This window comes from Rhodococcus sp. T9N, assembly GCF_024436645.1.
GTDB classification, from domain to species: Bacteria; Actinomycetota; Actinomycetes; order Mycobacteriales; family Mycobacteriaceae; genus Rhodococcus_F; species Rhodococcus_F qingshengii.
Window position 1 is genome coordinate 55,368 of sequence record NZ_JAMSKS010000022.1, and the last position, 25,090, is coordinate 80,457.

Here is a 25,090-nt window from a genome sequence, read left to right on the forward strand (position 1 = left end):
GTTCGAATCGGACTAGCCTGTAGCGAGTGGACGAACATCACCTCGACATCATCCGACTCGCTTGGGCACGTGAACTGGGCCTCGGCGACTCGGCACTTCGGCCGGCACACACGGCCCGCGTCGTCGGCGACGACATCCACGTTCTCGATCTGGCAGGCTCAGGTGCGATCGTCGGGCCGCAGTGGTTCATCGAGCGCACCGAGGACATCTCCGTCGACGCCCTGCTGCAACCGGCGCGTCTGCTCGAGATCGCCGGCGATCACGGCGGCCGAATCACCGGCCCCGTCGATCTCGCTTTCCTCGGCGACTACACGGACGCGCCACCCGACGAGCAACTACTGATTTCCCACGACATCGACGATGCCCTCGCCGTCGCTGCGCTCTGCCCACCCGACGACAGCACCACAGCCGACCTCGGGAACCGGACGCGGTGGTTCACCGCCCTCACCGATTCCACCGAGGTGCTCGGATGCGCGGCGTACTCCGAATTTCAGGGATTCGTGGCAGATCTCACGACCCTGACTGCTCCAGCGCATCGCCGTCACGGAATCGGCTGCGCAGTAACGCTTCTCGCTGCGGAGGACGCTCTCGATTCCGGCTTGATCCCGCAGCTACGCACAAGTCGCGGCAGTGCGATCGGCGCGACGCTTCCACGTAAAGCCAAATTCGACGTTCTGGGGGCATACGCTCGGGTACACGTGCACCTGCCCAGTTGACACTCGAACGAGAGGGACCGCAGATGAGTACGGAAGACGGCGCGAGCGAACCGACATTCGTCGAAGAGGGTCGTGAATTCAAACGCGACACCAACTACATCCCGACCCGGATCACCGAGGACGGCCGCGACGGTTACCCCGTCGAACCCGGGCGATACCGGTTGATCGTGGCACGTGCCTGCCCGTGGGCAAACCGCGCCATCATCGTCCGCCGCCTACTCGGCCTCGAAGACGTACTGTCGATGGGCATCTGCGGTCCGGTTCACGACAAGCGAAGCTGGACTTTCGATCTCGACCCGGGCGGCGTCGATCCCGTACTGAAGATCCCGCGACTGCAGGACGCATACTTCGCCCGAGATCCCCACTACCCCAGGGGAATCACGGTGCCCGCCATGGTGGAGATCGCCACGGGCAAGGTGATCACGAACGACTACCCACAGATCACCCTCGACTTCTCGACGCAATGGAAGAAGTACCACCGCGAAGGCGCACCGGATCTGTACCCGGAGCCTCTGCGAAACGAAATCGACGAAGTGGCCGAGTACGTTTTTCGCGACGTCAACAACGGCGTCTACCGCTGCGGTTTCGCCGGTTCACAGCAGGCGTACGACGAGGCATACGACACGCTGTTCGCCCGCCTCGACTGGCTCACCGAACGTCTTGCCCGGCAACGTTTCCTGGTGGGCGACACCATCACCGAAGCCGATGTGCGCCTGTTCACCACGCTGGCGCGGTTCGATCCCGTCTATCACGGCCACTTCAAGTGCAACAGAAGCAAACTCAGCGAGATGCCGGTGCTGTGGGACTACGCGCGCGATCTGTTCCAAACCCCCGGATTCGGTGACACCATCGACTTCACACAGATCAAAGCGCACTACTACATCGTGCATTCCGAGATCAATCCCTCCGGAATCGTGCCCAAGGGACCGGAATTGACACACTGGCTCGAACCGCACGGACGCGAACAGTTGGGTGGCCGACCGTTCGGGGACGGCACACCACCTCATCCGCCCATCCCGTCGGAAGTGGTTCCGGCAGAGCACTGGGCCACCAGGTAGGTCGCGGGGGGCTACTCCCCTGCGTACGTGCCGAAACTCCAGTACACACCTTCGGGATCACGGCAGGTGAACCCCCGCGAACCGTAGTCCTCGTCGCGCAATCCCTGCGTGATCGTGGCGCCCGCCGCGACAGCGCGTTCGTGGAGTGCATCGGCGGCGTCCGCGTCGTCCACGACGATGTACACCGAACCGATTCCAGGCGGCAGGCCGGCGATCGCCGAATCGGTGCGCGGCGAACCCAACATGATGCCGCCACCGCCCGGCCAGTCGAGTTGGGCGTGGTCCACCACGTCTCCCTCTCCGTAGACGGCCTTCTCCACGAAACCGAAGGTGCTCACCAGAAAGTGGATTGCCGCACGGGCGTCGAGGTAGCGCAGCGTCGGCCAGATGGTCGTCGAACGAGATTCCGAAGTGGCGGTCATAACACTCGAACTCCTGCCTGGGAAAACTCACGAAGAAAACCGAGTCTCGTACGAGCCTATGGCCCCGGTGATCACCGCCGCCAGCGAAAACTTCACCTATTCTCGAGATACGGTCCACCTCGCTTCAGAGGAGGACAACTGTGGAGGGGCAGCAATGAGCAAGTCGACGAACAACGACAGCGGGCGTATCGAGAAGGTCCTCGTTTCCGTTCTCGACAACGGAAGCCGCCTGCAAGCGCCCGCAGTGGCCAAATACGTCAACCATGTCCGTAAGGCCCACCCCGACGAGTCACCTGCTCAGATCGTCGAGCGGATGGAGAAGATGTTCATTCTCGCCGTGACCGGAAGCGGCAGTGCCGTCGGCGCCACCGCCGCCGTGCCGGGCGTCGGAACGGTCGCGTCCATCGCTGCCGTCGGTGCGGAATCGGCTTTCTTCCTCGAGGCGTCAGCGCTGCTGACGTTGGCAATTGCGTCAGTGCATGGAATCTCCGTACAGGATCACCAGCAACGACGTGCCCTGGTCCTGGCAGTCGCCCTCGGCGAATCCGGTATGGAGATCGTGCAGAAGGCCACCGGAATCACAGCCAAGAATTGGGGAACGGCAATCACGAGCAAGATTCCCGGACCCACGATGAGGGGAATGAACAGCACCCTCGTGCGGAAATTCGTGACCAAGTACGCCGCGAAGCGCAGCGCACTGATCCTCGGCAAGCTCGTTCCGGCCGGAATCGGTGCGGTCATCGGCGGTGCGGGCAACCGTGCAATCGGCAAGGGCGTCGTCAAGAATGCGCGCGAAGCCTTCGGACCGGCACCGGCCAGGTGGACCGACCACCTGATCGTGATGCCTGCCGACGATGCCGCAGTGCTTCCCCAGACGGAGACACGCCGGGCCATCCGCAGATAGCTGTCCGGGCCGTAGGCTCGCATCACGTATTCGCCGCCGACCCGGGAGCAGCATTGACGAACACCGCAATGGGATCCTTCTCTGCCCCCATCGAGATTCGTGGGTTGACGAAGACGTTCAAGGCGGCGCGCGCGGTCAACGACCTGAGCTTCGACGTTCAGGCGGGCTCGATCACCGGGTTTCTCGGTCCGAACGGTTCGGGCAAGACGACCACGTTGCGGATGCTCCTCGGACTGGTGTCACCGACGTCGGGATCGGCCACGATCAACGGCACCCCGATGCGTTTGCTGCCCAACCCGGCTCGGACCGTCGGCGCAGTACTCGACGTCGGCAGTCTCCATCCGAAACGAACGGCCCTCGGACACCTCGAGATCTACGCGGCCGCTATCGGCATGCCGACTCAGCGCGCGGCGCAGGTGCTGGACATGGTCGGTCTGAGATCGGTCGGAGCCCACAAGACCGGCACCTTCTCGCTCGGGATGCGCCAACGCCTGATCCTTGCCACCGCGATGCTCGGTGATCCCGAGATCCTCGTGCTCGACGAACCCGCGAACGGACTCGACCCCGAGGGCATGGCGTGGCTTCGTCAGTTCCTGCAGACCTTCGCCGGTTCCGGCCGAACGGTTCTGATCTCGAGTCACGCGCTTCGTGAAGTGGAAGCGACCGTCGACAGCGTGGTCATCGTCAGCGCCGGCTCACTCGTCTACCAAGGGACCATGGACGAACTTCGCCGCTCGCAGCGCAGTCGACTGCTCGTCTCGTGTTCCAACCCAGCGCTCCTCGCCACGGCATTGGCCGCTCGCGGAATCATCGACGCCCAGATCACCCAGGACGGACGGCTCGCCGTGGGCGGCACCGACACGTCGGTACTGCCACCGGTGGCATCCGCCGCCGGAGTCACGATCTTCGGTGTCGCAACCGAAGGCGCAGATCTCGAGCAACTGTTCCTGGCCATGACAACGCCGCAATATGCCGTCCCCCAGGTCGGATACCACCGCCCACCCGGTCCCGGTTCGGGCCCGGGTTATTACGGCCCTGCCGCATACGGACCTTCCGGAGGACACCGATGACCACGCTCGTGCGCGCGGAGACACTCAAAGTTCTCACCCTGCGCTACTGGTGGGCACTGGCCATCGCACCGGTCGTCGTGGCCGTGCTGATTGCTGCCTCCACCAGGACGTTCGTCGAAGTCGTGGCCGATTCGGCAGACACCACCTTCGACGTCGATGTCGTGTCCACCGGCGTCAGCCTCGGTGTCTCCAACACGCTTGTCCTGGTGTTCGCGGCTGTCTTCGGAGCACTCACCGCCGGATCCGAATTCGGCTACAAAACTCTCACCACGACGTTCCTCACAGCTCGCGGCCGTGACGGAGTTCTCGGCGCAAAACTTGCGGTCGTCGCGGTCTTTGCCGTCGGCTACGCGTTGGCTGTCGAAGTAGTCAGCATCGGCGCGATGTTGCTCTTCGGCCGGGACTTCAGCTTCACCACCGATCTCTTCGCCATCTGCGCCGCAGGCATTCTGGCGTGCGCTCTGTGGGCGCTGCTCGGCGCCGGGGTGGCACTGCTCACCGGTTCGTCGATGGCCGGTGCCCTCTCGGTCATCCTGTGGTTCGTCTTCGGTGAATGGATCGTCCGCGCAGTGCTGCTCGCGATGGATCTCGGTGGGATCGGGGCCGCGCTTCCGGTGTCGGCCACGATCGGCACGATCATCAATGCGGCCCCGTCGATCGACGTCGACGCGTTCGCGTCCTGGCCGAGCGGCCCGATGATGCTGGCAGCTTGGGTGGTTCTGTTCTGCGGGCTCGGTTGGCTGCGGACCAGAACCCGCGACATCACCTGAAAAGGCTGTCTGGGGCCGGGTCTACCGTGGATCTCGATGAACACGATCAACACGGACAGTCCGGTAGCTGGAGAGGTCGATCGAGCTCCGGGCTGGATCCGCCGCTTGGCCCACGCATGCTGGTTGCACCGAAGAGTTGCGATCGGCGCGCTACTCGTTACGGTCATCGCCTCGGCGATCGACATCTCGTTTCCTCTTCTGACCCGCTATGCGCTCGACGCCGCAAGCCAGGAGAACCCAGGCAAGGTGATCGGGTTCGTCGCGCTGGCGATCGCGCTGCTCGCGGTCGTGCGCTTCGCGTGCCAGTACGGCCGACGGATGCTTGCCGGCCGACTCTCGCTCGATGTTCAACACGACTTGCGGCTCGCCTTGCTCGGCTCGCTGCAACGCCTCGACGGACGCGGGCAGGATCAGATCCGCACAGGCCAGGTGGTATCCCGGTCCATCACCGATTTACAACTCGTCCAGGGTTTGCTCGCGATGGTGCCGATGTCCGCGGGTGCGCTCCTGCAATTCGTGCTCGCGATCGGCATCATGGCGTGGCTCTCGCCGCTGTTGACTCTCGTCGCTGTCGCCGTCATCCCCGCAGTAGGGCTGGTGGTGTTCCTGATGCGACCGATGCTTTTCGCCGCAACATGGTCCGCGCAGCAGCGGGCCGCCGACCTCGCCCAACATGTCGAGGAAACCGTCACGGGCGTGCGCGTCGTCAAGGGATTCGGGCAGGAACAACGAGCCGTCGACCAACTCGAAAAGCACAGCCGCACGTTGTATTCGGAGCGTCTTCGCGCCGCGTGGTTGAACGCGAAATTCGCGCCGACCATGGCCGCCTTGCCCCAGCTCGGGCAGGTGGGAGTGATCGCTCTCGGCGGGTATCTCGCACTGCACGACAAGATCACCGTGGGAACGTTTCTCGCGTTCGCCACCTACATCGTGACGATGACCGGAGTCACCCGAACTCTGTCGTCGGTCATCGTCATGGCGCAGCTGGCGCGCGCCGCTGTAGAGCGTGTCTACGACGTCATCAACGCTCAGCCGGACATCGCCGATCCAGACCATCCGGTGGACTTGCCCGACGGTCCTCTCGGAGTCACCTTCGACGACGTGGCATTCGGATTCGACACCGAACGCGACGTCCTGACCGGGCTGAACCTCCGCATAGAACCGGGCGAGACCGTCGCCGTCGTGGGGCCGGCCGCGTCGGGCAAGACCGCGTTGTCCTTGCTTCTCCCCCGGTTCTACGCCCCGACTTCGGGTGTAGTGACCGTCGATACCGCGGGCGAGACGTTCCCCATCGGCGAACTGCGCACAGAACAGCTTCGTGCCGCCGTCAGCCTGGTCTTCGACGAACCTTTCCTGTTCTCGGACACCATCGCCGCCAACATCGCACTGGGGCGCGAGGACGCCTCCGACGAGGACATCCGCGCCGCAGCTGCATTGGCACAGGCAGACACCTTCATCGAGGCACTCCCGGACGGATACGACACCGTTGTCGGTGAACGAGGTCTGACGCTGTCGGGCGGCCAGCGTCAGCGCATCGCGCTTGCCCGAGCCCTCCTCGTCGACCCGCGGATTTTGGTCCTCGACGACGCCACCTCCGCGGTCGATGCGGCAACCGAGGCTGCGATCTTCGACGCGTTCCGGGCCAGACGACGGCAAACCACGCTGATCCTCGCGCACCGGCGATCCACCTTGACGCTGGCAGATCGCGTCGCGGTTCTCGACGGCGGACGGATCATCGACTCCGGAACCGTGGACGAGCTGGAAGCGCGATGTCCGCTCTTTCGCGCCCTGTTCTCCTCGCCGCCGGAACTATCCGCCGAAATCGACGAGGCCGGCCCTGACGCTTTCGGACATCAACGCCGCGAGCCCACAGCCGAGCAGCTGTGGCCGCAGGCTCCGGAATCCGAAGCCGACAGCACTACCGCTTCGGCGCAGAGTGCCGGCGGACCGATGGCCGGAGCGCTCAGCGGAATCGCGGTGACTCCGTCTCTGCGGGCAGCAGTCGACGCTCTCCCACCCGCACGCGAAGACCCCGGAATTGCTCCTGAGAGCCTGCGCGAATCGAATCCACAGTTCTCACTCCGACAGATCTTGAGGCCGGTCCGCTGGGTTCTACTGGCGGTTGTCGTGTGCCTTGCCCTGGACTCCGCCGCGGCGATCGCATTTCCCTCCCTCGTCAGATATGCGATCGACCACGGAGTCGTGACCGCAGACAGCACCACACTCTGGATCGCGACGGCGTTCGGCGCGCTCCTGGTCGCCGCAGACTGGGTCATCGTGGCGGTCATGACGGTGCTCACGGCCCGAGCCGGTGAACGCGTGCTGTTCGGGCTCCGCGTCCGCAGCTATGCACACTTGCAGCGCCTGGGTCTGGACTACTACGAACGGGAATTGTCCGGCCGCATCATGACGCGTATGACCACCGACGTCGACGCGCTCTCGTCGTTCATCCAAACCGGTATGTCAACGGCGATCGTGAGCGTCCTGACCGTCGGCGGAATTTCGATCGCCCTCCTGGCGACCGACGTGACGCTCGGCCTGGTGGCGCTGGCCGTCATCCCACCGCTCGTGGTCGCGACCGTGGTCTTCCGCAAGATCTCCTCGGTTGCCTACAGCCAGTCCCGCGAACGGATCTCGCTCGTCAATGCCGACTTCCAGGAGAACATCGCCGGTCTGCGAGCGGCTCAGGCCTACCGCCGCGAAGAAGGTGCTGCGCGTAGGTTCGCAGAACGCTCCGAGAGCTACCGCCGATCGCGGATGCGGTCGCAGCGAGCCATTTCGATCTACTTCCCTTTCATTTCGTTCCTGTCCGACCTCGCGTTGGCCGCGGTCGTGTTCGTCGGTGCGCACCAGATCGCCAACGGATCGACTTCGCCCGGCGTACTGATCGCTTTCGTGCTCTACCTCGGTCTGCTGTTCGGACCGATTCAGCAACTCTCACAAGTGTTCGATGGTTACCAACAGGCAAACGTCGGATTGCAACGAATCGGCGACCTACTACGCACTCGCAGTTCGATCGAGACTGCCGACAGCGAGGATTTGATCGCGATCTCCGGACGACTCGACGGCGCCGTCCATCTCGACGGGGTCGGGTTCCGGTACTCGGGTGCGGACGTCGACGCCCTCTCCGATTTCGATCTGCAAATCCCGCCGGGCACGACCGTCGCTCTGGTCGGCCGAACCGGTGCCGGGAAGTCGACGGTCGTGAAGTTGCTCGCCCGCTTCTACGACCCGACGTCCGGATCGGTCGACGTGGACGGAACCGACATCCGGAACTTCCACCTCTCGCAGTACCGACGTCGCCTCGGCGTGGTCCCACAAGAAGCCCATCTCTTCACCGGCACGGTCGCCGACAACATCGCGTACGGCAGGCCGTCGGCGTCGCACGCGGAGATCGAGGAAGCGGCACGTTCCGTCGGCGCACTGAATTCGATAGCCGACATGCGTGGAGGCATGAATCATCCCGTCGGCGAGCGCGGCCAGGGGCTCTCGGCGGGCCAACGCCAACTGATCGCATTGGCCCGTGCCGAACTCGTCGACCCGGACCTTCTGCTCCTCGACGAGGCGACCGCGACGCTCGATCCCGCGACCGAACGAATGGTGCTCGAAGCAAGTCGGTCGGTCACCCGGAAACGGACTTCCGTCGTCGTAGCTCACCGCCTCGCGACAGCTGCCCGAGCGGACCTCGTTGTCGTAGTTGACCGGGGACGTATCGTTGAATACGGCCCGCACGATGTTCTGCGGTATGCCGGTGGTCACTACTCGGGACTCTGGGATGCATCGCAGGCGCGTGAGGGGAATAATCTGACGTCGAGAACTGTCATCGAAGGCAACCCCGTCGCGTGACAGTCGGCACGGATTTGTACCGCCGAGAGGTAGTGCGCGATCGCAAGATCACGGACTTCCGTGAGACAGCTCACAAATTGTGTGCCGCACAATTGCTCGTCACACGCTCGGGCTAATCTCATGTATATAGGCGCTCTGATCGGGTACCGAAATAGAAACGAGGCGAACACCTGCCGTGAGCAGCAGTTCTACATCCCAATTCGGACAGAACCAGTGGCTGGTTGACGAGATGTACCAACGCTTCCAGGACGATCCGTCGTCCGTGGATCCCAGTTGGCACGAATTCTTGACCGATTACTCGCCGGACTCGGCGAACACGGGAGGTGGAAACGGGACTGCCTCGAACGGCAACGCGGCTGCACCCGCCGCTGTTGTAGCTCCGCCTGCTGCTCCCAAGGCCACGCCTCCCGCCCCCAAGACCGCACCTCCTGCGCCGGCTGCCAAGGCTGCCGCTCCGGCCCCCGCGAAGACGGCAGCGCCCGCCGCCAAGGCCGCCCCGGCCCAGCCCGCAGCAGCCAAGCCCGCGGCCGCTACTGCGAAGCCCGCCCCTGCCGGCGGAGCCGAGGAAACCAAGGTTCTCCGCGGCGCCGCAGCCGCAGTCGTCAAGAACATGTCGCTCTCGCTCGAGATCCCGACTGCAACCAGCGTGCGTGCCATCCCCGCGAAGCTGATGTTCGACAACCGCATCGTCATCAACAACCACCTCGCGCGTACCCGCGGCGGCAAGATCTCGTTCACCCACCTCTTGGGTTACGCGATCGTCCAGGCAGTCAACGCGTTCCCCAACATGAACCGGCACTTCGCCGAAATCGACGGCAAGCCGAACGCGGTCACGCCCGAGCACACCAATCTCGGACTCGCGATCGACCTTCCCGGAAAGGACGGCAACCGCTCACTGGTAGTTGCCGCCATCCGGAACACCGAGTCGATGAACTTCGTCCAGTTCCACGCGGCATACGAGGACATCGTCCGACGCGCCCGTGAAGGCAAGCTCACCGGCGAAGACTTCACCGGCGTCACCATTTCGCTGACCAACCCGGGCGGTATCGGCACGGTTCACTCCGTTCCTCGCCTGATGAAGGGCCAGGGCGCCATCATCGGTGCCGGCGCGATGGAATACCCCGCCGAGTTCCAGGGCGCCAGCGACGAGAAGCTGGCCGAGATGGGCGTCGGCAAGTTGATGACTCTCACCTCGACCTACGATCACCGCATCATCCAGGGTGCCGAGTCGGGCGATTTCCTGCGCACGATCCACAACCTGCTGATCAGCGACGAGTTCTACGACGAGATCTTCCACGCGCTCGGCAACCCGTACGAGCCGGTGCGGTGGCGCAAGGACGTGCCGGAAGGCGCTGTCGACAAGAACACCCGCGTTCTCGAACTGATCGCTGCATACCGTGACCGCGGCCACCTCATGGCCGACACGGACCCGTTGCAGTTCGTCAAGGACAAGTTCCACAGCCACCCCGACCTCGACGTCATCAGCCACGGCCTGACGCTGTGGGATCTGGACCGTGAGTTCAAGGTCGGCGGCTTCCACGGCCAAGAGAAGATGAAGCTGCGCGACGTGTTGAGCGTGCTGCGCGACGCGTACTGCCGCCACGTCGGCGTCGAGTACACGCACATCCTCGAGACGGATCAGCGTCAGTGGATCCAGGACCGCGTCGAGGGCCATCACGCCAAGCCTTCGGTCGCTCAGCAGAAGTACATCCTGAGCAAGCTCAACGCCGCCGAGGCCTTCGAGACGTTCCTGCAGACCAAGTACGTCGGCCAGAAGCGCTTCTCGCTCGAAGGCGCCGAAGCCGTCATCCCGATGATGGACGCCGTGATCGACCAGGCCGCCGAGCACCAGCTCGACGAGGTCGTCATCGGCATGCCGCACCGTGGCCGTCTCAACGTGCTTGCCAACATCGTCGGCAAGCCGTACTCCAAGATCTTCACGGAGTTCGAGGGCAACATGAACCCGGCAGCCGCTCACGGCTCCGGCGACGTGAAGTACCACTTGGGTGCCAGCGGAACGTACATCCAGATGTTCGGTGACAACGACATCGCTGTCTCCTTGACCGCAAACCCGTCGCACCTCGAGGCCGTCGACCCGGTTCTCGAAGGCCTGGTCCGCGCCAAGCAGGACATCCTCGACAAGGGTGAAGAAGGCTTCACCGTCCTGCCGCTCATGCTGCACGGTGACGCTGCATTCGCCGGTCAGGGCGTTGTCGCCGAGACGCTCAACCTCTCGCTGCTTCGCGGTTACCGCACCGGTGGCACCGTGCACATCGTTGTGAACAACCAGGTCGGCTTCACCACCGCTCCGGAACATTCACGCTCGTCCGAGTACTGCACCGACGTCGCGAAGATGATCGCCGCACCGGTCTTCCACGTCAACGGCGACGACCCCGAGGCTTGCGTCTGGGTTGCTCAGCTGGCCGTCGACTTCCGTGAGAAGTTCGGCAAGGACGTTGTCATCGACCTCATCTGCTACCGCCGTCGCGGTCACAACGAGGGCGACGACCCGTCGATGACCCAGCCGGCCATGTACGACGTCATCGACACCAAGCGCAGCGTTCGTAAGAGCTACACCGAGTCCCTTATCGGCCGCGGTGACATCTCGCTCAAGGAAGCCGAAGACGCACTTCGCGACTACCAGGGCCAGCTCGAACGGGTCTTCAACGAGGTCCGTGAACTCGAGAAGTTCCAGCCCGAACCGTCCGAGTCCGTCGAACTCGACCAGACTCCCCCGGCTCGCCTGACCACGGCTGTCGCTCCCGAGGTCCTCGAGCGCATCGGTGATGCGTTCGTCAACGTCCCCGACGGCTTCACCGTTCACCCGCGCGTCAAGCCGGTTGCCGAGAAGCGCCGCGAGATGGCCCGTGAGGGACATGTCGACTGGGCGTTCGCAGAATTGCTTGCGTTCGGCTCGTTGGCCGAGCAGGGTGCCTTGATCCGCCTCGCGGGTCAGGACTCCAAGCGAGGAACGTTCACGCAGCGTCACTCGGTCCTCATCGACCGCAAGACCGGCAACGAGTACAGCCCGATCGCCAAGATCGCTGCCGACGCCGAAAACGGCGGCAAGTTCATGGTCTACGACTCCGCACTCACCGAGTACGCAGGTCTGGGCTTCGAGTACGGCTACTCGGTCGGTAACCCCGACGCTCTGGTCCTGTGGGAAGCGCAGTTCGGTGACTTCGTCAACGGCGCGCAGACCATCATCGACGAGTTCATCTCTTCGGGTGAGGCCAAGTGGGGTCAGCTCTCCGACGTCGTGCTGCTCCTGCCGCACGGTCACGAGGGTCAGGGTCCGGACCACACCTCCGGTCGCATCGAGCGTTTCCTTCAGCTGTGTGCAGAAGGCTCGATGACCGTTGCGGTTCCGTCGACTCCGGCCAGCTACTTCCACCTGCTGCGTCGCCATCACCTCGACGGCATCCGCCGTCCGCTGGTGGTTTTCACGCCCAAGTCGATGCTGCGTAACAAGGCTGCCGTCAGCAACGTCGAGGACTTCACGACGGGCAAGTTCCGTTCGGTCTTCGAGGAGCCGGCATACGAGAGCGGCGAAAGCGCACGCGAATCGGTCAAGCGGGTTCTGCTGGTCAGCGGCAAGCTGTACTGGGAACTCCTGGCGAAGAAGCACAAGGACGAGCGAGACGACATCGCCATCGTGCGCATGGAGCAGCTCTACCCCGTGCCGAAGCGTCGCCTCAAGGAGACCCTGGACCGTTACCCGAATGCGGATCAGTTCCGTTGGGTCCAGGAAGAGCCCGCAAACCAGGGTGCGTGGCCGTTCCTCGGGCTGGCTCTGCCGGACCTTCTGCCGGAGACCTTGACCGGTATCAAGCGCATCTCGCGTCGTCCGATGTCCGCTCCCTCTTCGGGATCGAGCAAGGTCCACGCGGTGGAGCAGCAGGAGATCTTGGACGAGGCGTTCCTGCCGACCAACTGATCTCAGTAATTTGACAAGGGCCGGGCCCCACATTCCGCAAGGAGTGTGGGGCCCGGCCTTTCTGCGTTCACGTCAATTCGATTGCAGCAGACCCAGATCGGGCCCGGCATCGAAGCCGACGGCGGCCAGTGCCAACGCAGGTAACGACTGAACCGTCAGGTCGATCAGTTCCTCGCGGGCGATGGCGGGCGCTCGGAGCCAACTGATGGTGGCTTCCTCGACAAACGCGATCCAACCGCGAACGGCCAACTCCACCTGAGGTGTTCGAGTCAGGCCGATCTTCGGGAGCTGATCGAGGGTTCTCTTGGCCATGATGTCGCGAGTCTGCTCGAACACCTCACGCATCTGCGGATCCCCGCTGGCGGTCCCCCGGAGCAGCGAGACGTAGGTATTGCGGTTCTCGGTCACGTAGTCGACGTACGACGCCAGCACCGAGCGGAGGGTGAGCATCGGATCGTCCGACTCGCTCGGTTCGGTGCGCTGGAGCATCTGTTCACTGCTGTGTCGGACGATCGCCAGATGGAACTCGCTTTTCGACGCGAAGTAGTGGAACAGAAGCCCCCGCGAGACACCAGCCTGATCGGCGATGTCCTCGACGGAAATCTGTTCGAGCGGCCGTTCGGCCAGCATCCGCGCCCCGAGGTCGATGAGTTGCGCTCGGCGTTGCGCAGGGTCGAGCCGCGTTCGCTTTACTGCGTCCATGCCCAATAGACTACTGAATATTCGTCAATAAGCTATTGACCGTGACTCAATAAAGGCATATCGTTCCCTACATGAGTCTTCCAGTTACAGATACCTCAGCACCTGCCGCGGATACTCGCCACGTCGGCACACTGATCATCGGCAGTGGTTTCGCCGGTCTCGGTGCGGCGATCAAACTGGCACAGGCCGGCATCACGGACTACGTCGTTCTCGAGCGCGGCAACGACGTCGGCGGGACCTGGCGTGACAACAGCTACCCGGGCGCCGCGTGTGACGTGCCGTCGCATTTGTACTCGTACTCTTTTGCACTCAATCCGGAGTGGACGCGCTCCTTCTCCACTCAGCCCGAGATCTACAAGTACATCCAGTCGGTGGCCAACCGCCACAAGGTGCTCGACAAGCACATCTTCGACTGCGACGTTCTCTCCGCACGCTGGGACGAGGCGTCTGCTCGGTGGCACGTCAGCACCAACAAGGGCGAATTCGTCGCAAAGATCGTCGTCTCGGCCGTCGGCGCATTGTGTGAGCCTTCACTTCCGGACATCAAGGGCATCGACGGCTTCAAGGGCGAGATCTTCCACTCCTCGCGTTGGAACCACGACGCCGATCTGACCGGCAAGCGTGTGGCCGTCATCGGAACCGGCGCCTCGGCCATCCAGATCGTGCCGGCCATCGGCAAGAAGGTCTCGCATCTCGACGTGTACCAGCGCACGGCGCCGTGGATCCTGCCCCGCGCAGACCGCGAGTACACCAAGATCGAGCACCTCGCGTTCAAGTACCTCCCCGGCTTCCAGAAGTTGTGCCGCACCGGTATCTACTGGATGCGAGAGACGCAGGTCGTCGGCCTGGCCAAGGCGCCGGTCTTCATGAAGCCGCTGCAGTTCGCCGCCGAGCGTCACCTGAAGGCCCAGATCAAGGACAAGGATCTTCGCAAGAAGGTCATGCCCAACTTCCAGATCGGCTGCAAGCGCATGCTGATCTCGAACAACTACTTCCCCACCCTCGCCCAGGACAATGTCGACCTGGTGACCGAAGGCATCGAGGAGGTCACCGCCAACGGGATCGTCTCGAAGACCGGCACCACGCGTGAGATCGATGCCATCGTCGTGGCGACCGGATTCCACGTCACCGACTCCCCCACCTTCGCGGGAATCTTCGGCAAGGACGGACGCTCGCTCGCCGAGGTCTTCGAAGAGACCGGCATGCAGGGATACAAGGGCGCGGCAGTTGCCAACTTCCCCAACATGTTCTTCCTCGTCGGACCCAACACCGGCCTCGGACATTCGTCGATGGTCTTCATGATCGAGTCGCAGATCAACTACCTGGTCGACGCGATCGCCACCATCGACAAGTACGACATCGGCACCATCGAGGTGCGCAAGGACAAGCAGGACAAGTACAACAAGGACCTGCAGGCAGCTATGTCCAAGAGCGTGTGGAACAACGGCGGTTGCGCCAGCTGGTACATGGACAAGCACGGAAACAACACCACCCTGTGGCCTGGCTTCACCTTCCAGTTCCGCAATGCCACCAAGCATTTCGACCTCGCGGCATACCGCAGCGTCGCCACCTCGGATCTCGGCGCCGTCGGCACCGCGACCACTTCACAGATCGACCTCGACGACGAGAAGGCAGTAGCACAATGAGTGATTTTGCAGGCAAGGTCGTAGTCATCACCGGAGCGGGATCGGGCATCGGTCGCGCACTAGCACTGAACCTGGCCGGCCAGGGCGCCAAGTTGGCGATCTCCGACGTGGACACCATCGGGCTCGCCGAGACAACGCGTCTGGTGGAAGCCATCGGCGCCGAGGTGAAGTCGGACCATCTCGACGTCACCCAGCGCGAAGCGGTTCTCGAGTACGCCGACGCGGTTGTCGCCCACTTCGGCAAGGTCAACCAGATCTACAACAACGCCGGAATCGCCTACCACGGCACTTTCGAGAAGTCCGAATTCAAGGACTTCGAACGTGTCATGGACGTCGACTTCTGGGGAGTTGTCAACGGCACCAAGGCATTCCTCCCCCACGTCATCGCCTCCGGCGACGGGCACATCGTGAACGTGTCGAGCCTCTTCGGTCTGCTGTCGATGCCGGGTCAGAGCGCATACAACTCGGCCAAGTTCGCCGTTCGCGGTTTCACCGAGTCGCTTCGCCAGGAAATGCTGATCGCCAAGCACCCGGTGAAGGTGACCTGTGTGCACCCGGGCGGAATCAAGACCGCCATCGCACGCAACGCCACCGCAGGCCCGGGTGAAGATCTTGCGGTCTTCTCCGAGTTCTTCGACCGCAAGCTCGCGCGCACCACACCGGAGGACGCCGCCAAGACGATCGTCAACGGTGTTCGGAAGAGCAAGCCGCGAGTTCTCATCGGGATGGACGCAATCGCACTCGACGCCTGGGTTCGCCTCGTAGGATCGGGCTACCAGCGCATCGTCGCGATCGTCGCCGGCCGAATGATGCCCAAGTCCAGCTGAGTTCGTTTCACAGCGCAGTTCGTTTCACAGCGCAGTTCGCACAAAGAGTCAGGAGCCCTGCCGGTGAGCACGTTCACCCTTCCGCTGCCCGTGGTCGCATTCTTGTTGAAGCCGTACTTCCGTCTGGCTTTCAACTCGCGGCTGCCGTATCGGATTCAACGTCTGTTGCTCGAGGCCGGGGCACCGCTACAGCAGGTTCCAGCGGGCGCCGTCGTGCGCCCGCTGGAGCTGGCTTGCCGACCGGCAGAGAAGATCACCGTCGGCGCAACCGAGCGCCCCACCGCAGTTCTCTACCTGCATGGCGGGGCGTACACGCTGGGTTCGCTGTCCACACACCGTTCTCTCGCAGCTCATCTCGCCCGTGAGTCGTCCAGTGCGGTCTTCACCTTGGACTACCGTCTCGCGCCGGAGAATCCGTATCCCGCCGCTCTCGACGACGCGGTCTCAGCCTTCATGCAGTTGGTCACCGAGTTCGACTATTCGGAAGACCGCGTTGCCATCGCCGGCGATTCGGCCGGTGGCGGCCTGGCCGCGGCGACCGCTATCCGTCTGATCGAGCGTCACGGCGTGACCCCCGGCGCGCTTGCACTGATCTCACCGTGGGTCGATCCCGGCGATCGGGGTGCCACCAAAAAGGCCGACCTGGTGGTCAACACAGCGTGGTCCTTCGACGCCGCCGACGCCTACCTTGCCGGAGGCGACCGTACTGATCCTGGCTACGCGCCGATGCACGGCAAGCTCGACGGGTTGCCGCCCACCAGGATTCACGTCGGTTCCGAGGAAGTCCTCTACCCGCAGATCATGACGTTCACCGACAAGCTCTCCGCTGCCGGCGTCGACGTGTCCCTGGTGGAGTACGCGCGACTGTGGCACGTGGCTCACGCACAGGCGTCACTGGTGAAGGAAGCAGCAGACGCCGTTTCCGACCTCGGCCAGTTCATCGCATCGAAACTGATTCGTGCCAAGGATGATTCGAGTTCAGCAGTGGGCTCGAACAGTCACTGACGGGTGGCCCACTCCGTCCATGTCACTGACGGGTGTCCCACCAGGTGCGGGCGACTTCCGAGGCTGACGCCTTGCCGGTCCGCACCTGCTCGATCATTGCGGCGAGATCGGTGGTGGACAGTTCACCGGCAACGACGCTGAGCGCCTTGACAGCCGAATCTCCCAGTGCGCCCGCTCGAAAGAGCGGAACGACATTCTGCGCAGCCAGAACGTGATTCGAATCAGCGAGCACTGTGACGGCATCGGATTGTGCCAACGCCGACAGCGTCGTGGTTCCGAATACTTGTGCACCGGGTACGTCTGCCGGCGTTGCCTGATCGACACCGGCGAAGACACACTCGGCGCCCTCGGCCAACTGTTCCACTGCCCCGTCCTCGACGAATCTCGCGGAGACGAGCGGCCTCGCCGCGGCACACGAAGGAGCAAAGGCTTCTATCGTCTTCGCTCCCAACGACTGTGCGTATCCGGTGTCGAGTGCGAGGACCGCACGATCTTCGGCCATCGCATAGTCGGAGACCGAAAGACCCTCCGGCAGAGAGCGACTCAAGGCTTCGAAGACGTCGTCGGCCTTGCGGGCCGGGGATGACGGGTCGTAGTGATCGAGCAGCGCGCCGGTGAACTCGGGCACCAAAGTGACTCGCGCTGCGTCCAGAGCCTCGAGTGATTGGTTTCGGCCACCACCCACCGATTCGACGCGAGCCGACAGGCCGGAGGAGGAGAGCACCGTCGAATACACCTCGGCCAACACCGAACTCTCCACCGATGCGTCAGCAGCCACCACGATCTGGTCACGAGACTCCGCTTCGGCACCCTCTACCACCGAATCACCGTTTGCGCATCCGCTGAGAATCGGCAGGACCATCAGTGCTGCAACAACAGTCGAATACTTCGTGCGTGTGCTCTTCACCGAAATCCTCACATCCAATCCCATGGATCGAAAACCGTGCCATGTCGGTACCTATCGTTACACTTGTCGGGCGATGCGCGGTAACCAGTCCTGACGCAGCCACTCGGTGGCGGCGCCGTCGAAGTCACTCGGGTGGCTTCGCCACAAGGGAATGGTTTCCGACGCCCGAAACACGGGACGCCCGAAAAACCGGAAGGACGCTCATGCGCACCTCACGATTTCGTTCCAACCGTTGGCTCGTAGCCGCGGCAACCGTTGTCTCTCTGACTGCACTGACAGCGTGCGGTAGCAGCGACGGTGACTCCAACAGCGATCCCAACGCGATCGTCGTCGGCTCCGCCAACTTCACCGAATCCGAGACGATCGCCAACATCTACGCCGAAGCACTGCGTGTCAACGGGTTCGATGTGTCCACGTCGTTCAACGTCGGCAGCCGCGAGGCGTACATTCCGGCACTCAAGGACGGGTCCATCAGTGTCATTCCGGATTACACGGGAAATCTCCTGCAGTACTTGGATCCCGACAGCACGGCCACCAGCTCCGCTGACGTCCTCGCTGCTCTTCCCGCAGCTCTCGGGTCGGAATTGGCAATTGCGACGCCTGCATCCGCCGAGGACAAGGACGCCGTCGTCGTCACGAAGGAAACCGCTGACAAGTGGAACCTGAAGACGATCGCCGATCTGGCTCCGCATTCCGCCGAGGTCAAGTTCGGTGCTCCGGCCGAGTTCCAGGAACGTCCAGCCGGATTGCCCGGTTTGAAGTCCAATTACGGCCTCGACATCTCGGCAGCCAACTTCGTTCCGATCGCCGACGGCGGTGGACCGGCAACCGTGAAGGCTCTCTCCTCCGGTGACATCACCGCGGCAAACATCTTCACGACGTCGGCCTCCATCCCGGAGAACAACTTCGTGGTTCTCGAAGACCCGAAGAACAATTTCCCGGCTCAGAACGTGGTGCCGGTGCTGCGCGCGTCGAAGTCTTCCGACAAGTTGAAGACAGTCCTCGATGCGGTGTCCGCCAAGCTCACCACCGAAGAGTTGTTGGCACTCAACGTCCAGGTGTCCGGCGACACCAAGACGGAGCCGGCAGCGGCGGCCAAGGCGTGGGTGACGGCGCAGGGCCTCGACAAGCCGGTCTCGTAGTCACGTGATCACCTTCGAGGGCGTCACCAAGCAGTATCCGGACGGCACCACCGCCGTCGACCGTCTCGATCTCACCATCGAGGCCGAGTCGTTCACGGTGTTCGTGGGGCCGTCCGGGTGCGGCAAGACGACGTCGATGCGCATGATCAACCGGATGATCACACCGACGTCGGGCAAGATCTTCGTCGACGGTCGTGACATCGCCCAGACCGACGCGGTGAAGCTGCGTCTCGGCATCGGGTACGTCATCCAGAACGCCGGATTGCTTCCGCATCGCACCGTGATCGACAACGTCGCAACAGTTCCGGTACTGCGCGGTGAGTCCCGCCGCGCAGCGCGCAAAGCCGCGTTGGGGGTACTCGAACGAGTCGGTCTGGACATCTCCCTTGCCACCCGCTATCCCGGACAACTCTCGGGTGGGCAGCAACAACGTGTGGGAGTTGCGCGAGCATTGGCTGCCGATCCGCCGATCCTGTTGATGGACGAGCCCTTCAGCGCCGTCGACCCGGTGGTGCGTGAGGATCTGCAGACCGAAATGCTCCGTCTTCAAAGCGAACTGAAGAAGACGATCGTCTTTGTCACCCACGACATCGACGAGGCAGTCAAACTCGGTGATCACATTGCCGTCTTCGGTCCCGGCGGGCGGCTTCAGCAGGTTGCGGCACCTCGCGACGTGTTGGCCGCACCGGCAACGGATTTTGTCGCCGGATTCGTCGGACGCGATCGCGGCTATCGGGGATTGTCGTTCCGCGCTGCCGACGAGGTTCCGTTGCACCCTGTACGCACGGCCGTCGAGAACGAATTGAAGGCTCTGCGTCTCGAATTGGGCGAATGGGTTCTCGTGGTCACGGACAACGGAACTCCGCAGGGATGGATCGACGTGACCGGCGTCGAAGGCCTGCGCTCGGGACGAACCCTTGCTCAGTCGACGTCTGCCGGTGGTTCGCTGTTCTCCCCCGGCGGCGATCTCCGCCAAGCACTCGATGCGGCAATCTCGTCGCCTTCCGGTATCGGCGTTGCCGTCGACGGCGAGGGAGCGGTCATCGGCGGGATCCTCGGTTCCGAAGTCGTGGCGAAATTGGCAGATCAGCGTCGACGCGAGGACGAGGAACGCAACCGCGTCGCCTTCACCGAGGGATTCGGGTCGTAGCGGCATGCGCTGGCTCATCGACAATTTCTCGACGGTCGTGGATTACTCGAAGACCCATCTGTATCTGGCACTGCTTCCTTTGCTGATCGGTCTCCTGATTGCCGTTCCGGTCGGAACAGCGATCCGCAACGTCAGATGGCTGCGCCGAATCACGTTGACCCTGGCGAGCATTGCGTTCACGATTCCGTCGCTCGCGCTGTTCGTCACCATCCCCCAGTTGTTCGGACTCAAGACCCTTGATCCTCTCAACGTCGTGATCGCACTCAGCGTGTATGCGACGGCACTGCTCATCCGGGCTGTACCCGAAGCACTCGACTCGGTGCCGGACAACGTCATCGACGCCTCCACCGCCGTCGGTTTCACACCACTACGACGCGCTCTGACGGTCGAGTTGCCATTGGCGCTGCCGGTAATGATCGCGAACATCAGAGTTATTGCCGTTACCAATATTTCGCTGGTGTCAGTCGGATCTCTGATCGGAATCGGCGGGCTTGGAGTCCTGTTCAAACAAGGCTACGACCGCGACTATCCCGACCAGATCGTTGCGGGCATCGTCGCGATCGTCGTGCTGGCACTGGCGCTCGATCTGATCCTGTATCTGATCGGCCGATTCCTGACCCCGTGGACCAGAACGTCGACCTCGTCGAAGGTTCCCGCCGTCCTGTCAGCCGAGGGGGAACCCGTATGAGCATCTTCACCGGGGCCTGGGACTTCATCGTCGATCCCGGAAATTGGAGCGGCGACACCGGAATCGGCACCCGCATCCTCCAGCACCTCTGGTACAGCGTTCTGGCCGTGGCACTTTCGGCTGTGATCGCGGTGCCCATCGGATTACTCATCGGCCATCTGCGTCGCGGTGAGATCGTGGTCGTCAGTCTGGTCAACGCACTGCGGTCACTGCCCACTCTCGGCCTGCTGACCTTCCTCGTTCTTCTCATGGGTCTGGGAGTGATGCCGCCGATTCTCGCCCTCGTCATTCTTGGTATTCCCCCACTACTCGCCGGCACGTACGCCGGAATCGCCAGCGTCGACCGCGGCGTCGTCGAGGCCGCACGGGCAATGGGTATGACCGAACTCCAAGTGCTCTTCCGCGTCGAGATACCCAATGCGCTGCCATTGATTCTCGGCGGACTGCGTAACGCGACACTGCAGGTGATTGCCACGGCAACGGTCGCCGCCTACGTCAACCTCGGCGGCCTCGGCCGGTACATCTTCGACGGTCTCGCGCTCTACAAGTACGACCGAGTGGTCGTCGGCGCAATCCTGGTCGCGGTTGTGGCTCTCGTCGTGGACGGCTTACTGGCGCTGGTGGTCTGGGCATCGGTTCCCGGGACCGGCAGGCTACGCCGAACACCCGACCTCACTCGTCTGTAGCTCTCGGTACACACGAAAAAGCCCCGATCGGAACCTTGTGTGCGGGTTCCGATCGGGGCTTTCGTAGTCCCTCTTAGCTGGTCACGCCCTCAGCATGCGCTGCGGCCGCGACGGCTTCCGCTACTGCGGGTGCCACGCGAGGGTCGAGTGGGCTGGGGACGATTTTGTCCGCCGCCAACTCGTCGCCGACCACCGACAGGATTGCCTCGGCGGCAGCGAGCTTCATACCTTCGGTGATGCGACGGGCGCCGGCGTCGAGCGCGCCCTTGAAGACACCGGGGAAGGCAAGAACGTTGTTGATCTGGTTCGGGAAATCACTACGGCCCGTCGCCACGATCGCCGCGTACTTCGACGCGGTTTCGGGGTGAATCTCCGGGTCCGGGTTGGAGAGTGCGAACACGATCGACTCGGGAGCCATCGAAGCGATGAGCTCCTCGGGGATCTTGCCCGCCGAGACACCGAGGAACACGTCAGCACCTTCGAGAGCCTCGATGGCACCACCATGCAGGTCACGGGGATTGGTGCGGGCCGCGAGTTCTGCCTTCACGTCGTTGAGGTCGCTGCGCTCACCCGAGATGATGCCCTTCGAGTCCAGCACGATGACGTCGCTGATTCCGGCGGCAAGCAGGATGTTCGCGCAGGCAACACCCGCAGCGCCGGCGCCGGAGATGACGACCTTGAGTGTGGTGATGTCGCGGCTCTGGACCTTCACGGCGCCCTTGAGTGCCGCGAGGACCACGATGGCGGTTCCGTGCTGATCGTCGTGCATGACGGGGCAGTCGAGAGCTTCGATGACGCGCTTCTCGATCTCGAAGCAACGCGGCGCCGAGATGTCCTCGAGGTTGACCGCGCCGAAGCTCGGACGCAGTCGGATGAGTGTCTCGACGATCTCGTCGGGATCCTTGGTGTCGAGAACCAGCGGAATGGAGTTCAGTCCGGCAAAGTTCTTGAACAGCGCCGACTTGCCCTCCATGACGGGCAGCGACGCGCGAGGGCCGATGTCGCCGAGTCCGAGAACCGCGGTGCCGTCGCTGACCACGACGACGAGTCGGTTGGTCCACGTGTATCGATCGGCGAGGGTTTCGTCTGCAGCGATGGCGCGGCTCACCTGAGCAACACCCGGCGTGTAGGCGATCGAGAGGGCCCGCTGCGTATCGAGCGGTGCTGTGGTCTCGACCGAGAGCTTGCCACCGACGTGAGCGGCAAAGATTTCTTCGTCGGTCAACTCGACCTTGGGTACGTTGATGGCTTCAGTCACGAGGGACACGATGACACTCCTGATTAGTCCAGCCTCAAGCGGGGCTGGGTTACTGGGAAGTAATCCTTCGGACCGCTGCGAAACTACGTTCACAACGGTCAGAGATCATTTCTTCCGCGAACGACTACTGAGAAGAAGAGCATTCGGCGTGCGCGAGAAAGTGGGCCGCAATACATCCGAAGCGTCATGGTGTGGGGCGGGTGAGCCCTGGCGTATCCATGCAATCTAGGTTTCGGAGAAATTCTGACGAAACCTGCACTTCGGGGCCGGGCTGTGGCGCCGCCTCGAAGTAACTCCAGTTTGCCACCAGAGTCGGATCACAATCAAATCCTCCAAGCGGTCGGATTCCTCACCACACTCGAAACCGAGCCGTCATCCCCACCGTGTCATCCCCACCCAGTCATCCCCACCACTGCGTCACCAACAACAGCCCCGCCACCACGAGCACGACCACCGATCCGGCAACCGCCGCGATACCCCGCCTGCGGTCGCACCAGATCTGCGCGGCGAGAGCAACCACCGAGGCCGCAATGTGCGCGGTGATCGACGTTGTTCCCGGACCCGGGAATCCGCGGTTGCCGCCCAGATATGCCGAACCGATGATCACGAGTGTCAAGACCACGATTCCGGCCGCCACGGTGCCGCTCAGGGCGCGTAGAGCGCGGACCAGCAGCCATTGTCGTTTGTCGGCGGGATAGTCGTAATCGTCTTCGTACTGATAGTCCTGATATTCCTGGTACTGGTAGTCGTCCTCGTACCTGTCGTTCCGGTCGTACCTGTCGTCGTATGTCATCTCTTACGCTCCCGCGACGAATCCGCGGACTGATTCCGCAATGAGTTGAACCGCGATGGCGGCGAGCAGAAGACCGGCGATGCGTGCCAGCAGACTGATGCCACCCTCGCCCAGTATCCGGATCAGTGCGGTCGAGAAGCGCAGGACCACGAACAGCACGAGGTGGATGGACAGAATCGCCAACGCGATCGCCAGATACGACGCCGCTTCACCGTCGGCCTGGGCGACAAAGACGATGACGGCCGCTATCGCACCGGGACCGGCCATCATCGGCGTTCCCAGAGGAACGAGTGCGACGTTGACGTCGTCGGCTCCCTGCGGACGGTTGGAGGCCTTTCCGGTCAGCAGTTCGAGTGCGATGAGAAGCAGCAGCAATCCGCCGGCGCCCTGCAACGCCGGAATGCCGATGTGGAGGTAGTTGAGGATCGCCTGACCGCCGATGGCAAAGACCGAGATGACCGCCAGGGAGACGGCGGGGGCCTGCCATGCCGCTCGATTGCGATCTTCACGGCTTTTACGTCCGACGAGTGACAAGAACACCGGGATGACTCCGGGCGGGTCCATGATCACGAACAGCGTGATGAACACGGTGAGGTAGAGCGTGGTGTCGAGCATCAGCGCCCCAGTACCTCCACGCCGGTGGCAGCCGAGACGAGTTTGTCGAACTCGGCTTCGTCCGTGAGCTCGTCGCCGAGTCCGATCGTCTTGTTCTCGCCGTGGTAGTCAGAGGATCCGGTGACTGCCAAACCGAGGTCGACAGCCAGGCGGCGCAGGACGTCACGATCGTCGCTGCGATGGTCCGGGTGATCGACTTCGAGGCCCCCGAGACCCAAATCGGCCAGATCGCGGATGTGGTCGAGCGCAAGCAATCCGCCGCGCGAACGGGCCCGTCCATGCGCAAGGACGGTCACTCCCCCGGCGGCTGCCACCAGTTCGACGGCGTACTCGAGCGGAGTGTCGTACTTGGGAACGTCGTATCGTCCTCGACTGGACAACAGGTCGGAGAAGGCCTCGCTGATGCTCGACACCACACCGGCCCGCATCAGGGCCGCTGCGACGTGCGGGCGTCCGACGGACGGACCGGCGTCGGCGAGGATCTGATCGGGATCGACGGGCAGACCGTCACGCGCCATCATGGTCGTCATCACCCGGATACGTTCGACGCGTTCGGCGCGCAGTCGCTCACGTTCTTTTGCGAATTCGGGGTGCGTCGGATCGAACAGGTACGCAAGCAGATGTACAGCGACCGGCCAACCACGCTCACCTCGACCTTCGCACGACATCTCCATCCCACGAACCAGGCTGACGCCGGCCGGCAAGGCCTGCGCCGCCTCGGCCCAGCCCGAAGTCGTGTCGTGATCGGTGATGGCGACGACGTCGAGTCCGGCGTCGGCTGCGGCGCGCATGAGGGCAGCCGGGGTGTCGGTGCCGTCCGATGCGTTGGAGTGGGTGTGAAGATCTATTCGCACTGTTCCAGTGTGTCAGCAATCGGCAACTTCATCGCGCTCCGGTGGGCGAGCCGGAAGCTGACGTACGATTACGCCGCAGCGGCAGCGCAATTCG

21 protein-coding genes are annotated in these 25,090 nt (G+C 63.2%); 14 read left to right on the top strand and 7 right to left on the bottom strand.

Translation table 11 applies throughout. The annotated features are described in order from the left end of the window. Window positions 1-26: 26 nt before the first annotated feature. Both M1L53_RS27410 and M1L53_RS27415 read left to right on the top strand, forming a co-directional pair. The gene (locus M1L53_RS27410) at window positions 27-716 is read left to right on the top strand and encodes a hypothetical protein (protein ID WP_003945114.1); all 690 of its coding nucleotides are present in this window, start codon (window positions 27-29) and stop codon (window positions 714-716) included. A 23-nt stretch (window positions 717-739) separates the two neighbouring features. Further along, window positions 740-1,774, top strand: a complete 1,035-nt coding sequence (locus M1L53_RS27415; RefSeq protein WP_042450363.1) for a glutathione S-transferase family protein — start codon at window positions 740-742, stop codon at window positions 1,772-1,774. Between the two features lie 11 nt (window positions 1,775-1,785). Here M1L53_RS27415 and M1L53_RS27420 read toward each other — a convergent pair whose 3' ends face one another. Next, window positions 1,786-2,196 carry a VOC family protein gene (locus M1L53_RS27420; protein ID WP_003945129.1) on the bottom strand — a complete coding sequence of 137 codons (411 nt, stop codon included), beginning with the start codon at window positions 2,194-2,196 and terminating at the stop codon, window positions 1,786-1,788. Window positions 2,197-2,350: 154 nt separating this feature from the next. Here M1L53_RS27420 and M1L53_RS27425 point away from each other — a divergent pair, with 154 nt between their 5' ends. From M1L53_RS27425 to M1L53_RS27445, 5 genes are all read left to right on the top strand, one after another. Further along, window positions 2,351-3,100 carry a hypothetical protein gene (locus M1L53_RS27425; RefSeq protein ID WP_003945111.1) on the top strand — a complete coding sequence of 250 codons (750 nt, stop codon included), beginning with the start codon at window positions 2,351-2,353 and terminating at the stop codon, window positions 3,098-3,100. Window positions 3,101-3,168: 68 nt separating this feature from the next. Then, window positions 3,169-4,170 (top strand): ABC transporter ATP-binding protein, encoded by a 1,002-nt coding sequence (locus M1L53_RS27430; RefSeq protein WP_030536929.1) that lies wholly within the window; start codon window positions 3,169-3,171, stop codon window positions 4,168-4,170. Next, window positions 4,167-4,940, top strand: coding sequence for an ABC transporter permease (locus M1L53_RS27435; protein ID WP_054187349.1), 774 nt, complete (start codon window positions 4,167-4,169; stop codon window positions 4,938-4,940). The genes M1L53_RS27430 and M1L53_RS27435 overlap by 4 nt, the downstream gene beginning before the upstream one ends. Before the next feature lie 36 nt (window positions 4,941-4,976). Then, window positions 4,977-8,786 carry an ABC transporter ATP-binding protein gene (locus M1L53_RS27440; RefSeq protein ID WP_054187350.1) on the top strand — a complete coding sequence of 1,270 codons (3,810 nt, stop codon included), beginning with the start codon at window positions 4,977-4,979 and terminating at the stop codon, window positions 8,784-8,786. Between the two features lie 175 nt (window positions 8,787-8,961). Then, on the top strand, window positions 8,962-12,723 hold the full coding sequence (locus tag M1L53_RS27445; RefSeq protein ID WP_047268983.1) for a multifunctional oxoglutarate decarboxylase/oxoglutarate dehydrogenase thiamine pyrophosphate-binding subunit/dihydrolipoyllysine-residue succinyltransferase subunit: 3,762 nt from the start codon (window positions 8,962-8,964) through the stop codon (window positions 12,721-12,723). A gap of 72 nt (window positions 12,724-12,795) precedes the next feature. Here M1L53_RS27445 and M1L53_RS27450 read toward each other — a convergent pair whose 3' ends face one another. Beyond that, on the bottom strand, window positions 12,796-13,425 hold the full coding sequence (locus M1L53_RS27450) for a TetR/AcrR family transcriptional regulator (protein ID WP_054187351.1): 630 nt from the start codon (window positions 13,423-13,425) through the stop codon (window positions 12,796-12,798). A gap of 71 nt (window positions 13,426-13,496) precedes the next feature. Between M1L53_RS27450 and M1L53_RS27455 the strand changes: the two genes are divergently transcribed. The 3 genes from M1L53_RS27455 to M1L53_RS27465 all read left to right on the top strand — a co-directional run bounded on the left by M1L53_RS27455 (window position 13,497) and on the right by M1L53_RS27465 (window position 16,903). Then, entirely contained in the window at window positions 13,497-15,071 is a 1,575-nt protein-coding gene (locus M1L53_RS27455; protein ID WP_003945071.1) for an NAD(P)/FAD-dependent oxidoreductase, read from the top strand. Further along, complete coding sequence (locus tag M1L53_RS27460; RefSeq protein ID WP_007736128.1) at window positions 15,068-15,898, top strand: SDR family oxidoreductase; 831 nt, start codon at window positions 15,068-15,070, stop codon at window positions 15,896-15,898. Before M1L53_RS27455 ends, M1L53_RS27460 begins: the two co-directional genes overlap by 4 nt. 63 nt (window positions 15,899-15,961) lie before the next feature. Next, entirely contained in the window at window positions 15,962-16,903 is a 942-nt protein-coding gene (locus M1L53_RS27465; protein ID WP_007736126.1) for an alpha/beta hydrolase fold domain-containing protein, read from the top strand. Window positions 16,904-16,925: 22 nt separating this feature from the next. Here M1L53_RS27465 and M1L53_RS27470 read toward each other — a convergent pair whose 3' ends face one another. Next, window positions 16,926-17,810, bottom strand: a complete 885-nt coding sequence (locus tag M1L53_RS27470) for an ABC transporter substrate-binding protein (protein WP_030536932.1) — start codon at window positions 17,808-17,810, stop codon at window positions 16,926-16,928. A gap of 203 nt (window positions 17,811-18,013) precedes the next feature. On the opposite strand from M1L53_RS27470, the gene M1L53_RS27475 reads away from it, so the two are divergent. Genes M1L53_RS27475 through M1L53_RS27490 form a run of 4 tightly spaced genes read left to right on the top strand, consistent with a single transcriptional unit; the run spans window position 18,014 to window position 21,476 of the window. After that, window positions 18,014-18,952 (top strand): ABC transporter substrate-binding protein, encoded by a 939-nt coding sequence (locus M1L53_RS27475; RefSeq protein WP_003945094.1) that lies wholly within the window; start codon window positions 18,014-18,016, stop codon window positions 18,950-18,952. A gap of 4 nt (window positions 18,953-18,956) precedes the next feature. Continuing rightward, a complete protein-coding gene (locus tag M1L53_RS27480) occupies window positions 18,957-20,102 on the top strand; it encodes an ABC transporter ATP-binding protein (RefSeq protein ID WP_003945084.1) in 1,146 nt (381 codons plus the stop codon). Window positions 20,103-20,106: 4 nt separating this feature from the next. Then, window positions 20,107-20,790 (top strand): ABC transporter permease, encoded by a 684-nt coding sequence (locus M1L53_RS27485; RefSeq protein ID WP_054187352.1) that lies wholly within the window; start codon window positions 20,107-20,109, stop codon window positions 20,788-20,790. Next, window positions 20,787-21,476: an ABC transporter permease gene (locus M1L53_RS27490; RefSeq protein WP_003945081.1), complete on the top strand. Its 690-nt coding sequence runs from the start codon at window positions 20,787-20,789 to the stop codon at window positions 21,474-21,476. The genes M1L53_RS27485 and M1L53_RS27490 overlap by 4 nt, the downstream gene beginning before the upstream one ends. A 73-nt stretch (window positions 21,477-21,549) precedes the next feature. Here M1L53_RS27490 and M1L53_RS27495 read toward each other — a convergent pair whose 3' ends face one another. The 4 genes from M1L53_RS27495 to M1L53_RS27510 form a co-directional block, all read right to left on the bottom strand. Beyond that, window positions 21,550-22,743 (bottom strand): NADP-dependent malic enzyme, encoded by a 1,194-nt coding sequence (locus M1L53_RS27495; RefSeq protein WP_003945072.1) that lies wholly within the window; start codon window positions 22,741-22,743, stop codon window positions 21,550-21,552. Window positions 22,744-23,134: 391 nt separating this feature from the next. Next, window positions 23,135-23,527, bottom strand: coding sequence for a hypothetical protein (locus M1L53_RS27500; RefSeq protein ID WP_007736120.1), 393 nt, complete (start codon window positions 23,525-23,527; stop codon window positions 23,135-23,137). Between the two features lie 3 nt (window positions 23,528-23,530). Beyond that, window positions 23,531-24,145 carry a MarC family protein gene (locus tag M1L53_RS27505; RefSeq protein WP_164490628.1) on the bottom strand — a complete coding sequence of 205 codons (615 nt, stop codon included), beginning with the start codon at window positions 24,143-24,145 and terminating at the stop codon, window positions 23,531-23,533. Next, the gene (locus M1L53_RS27510; protein WP_042923377.1) at window positions 24,142-24,996 is read right to left on the bottom strand and encodes a PHP domain-containing protein; all 855 of its coding nucleotides are present in this window, start codon (window positions 24,994-24,996) and stop codon (window positions 24,142-24,144) included. The genes M1L53_RS27505 and M1L53_RS27510 overlap by 4 nt, the downstream gene beginning before the upstream one ends. Window positions 24,997-25,090 lie beyond the last annotated feature (94 nt).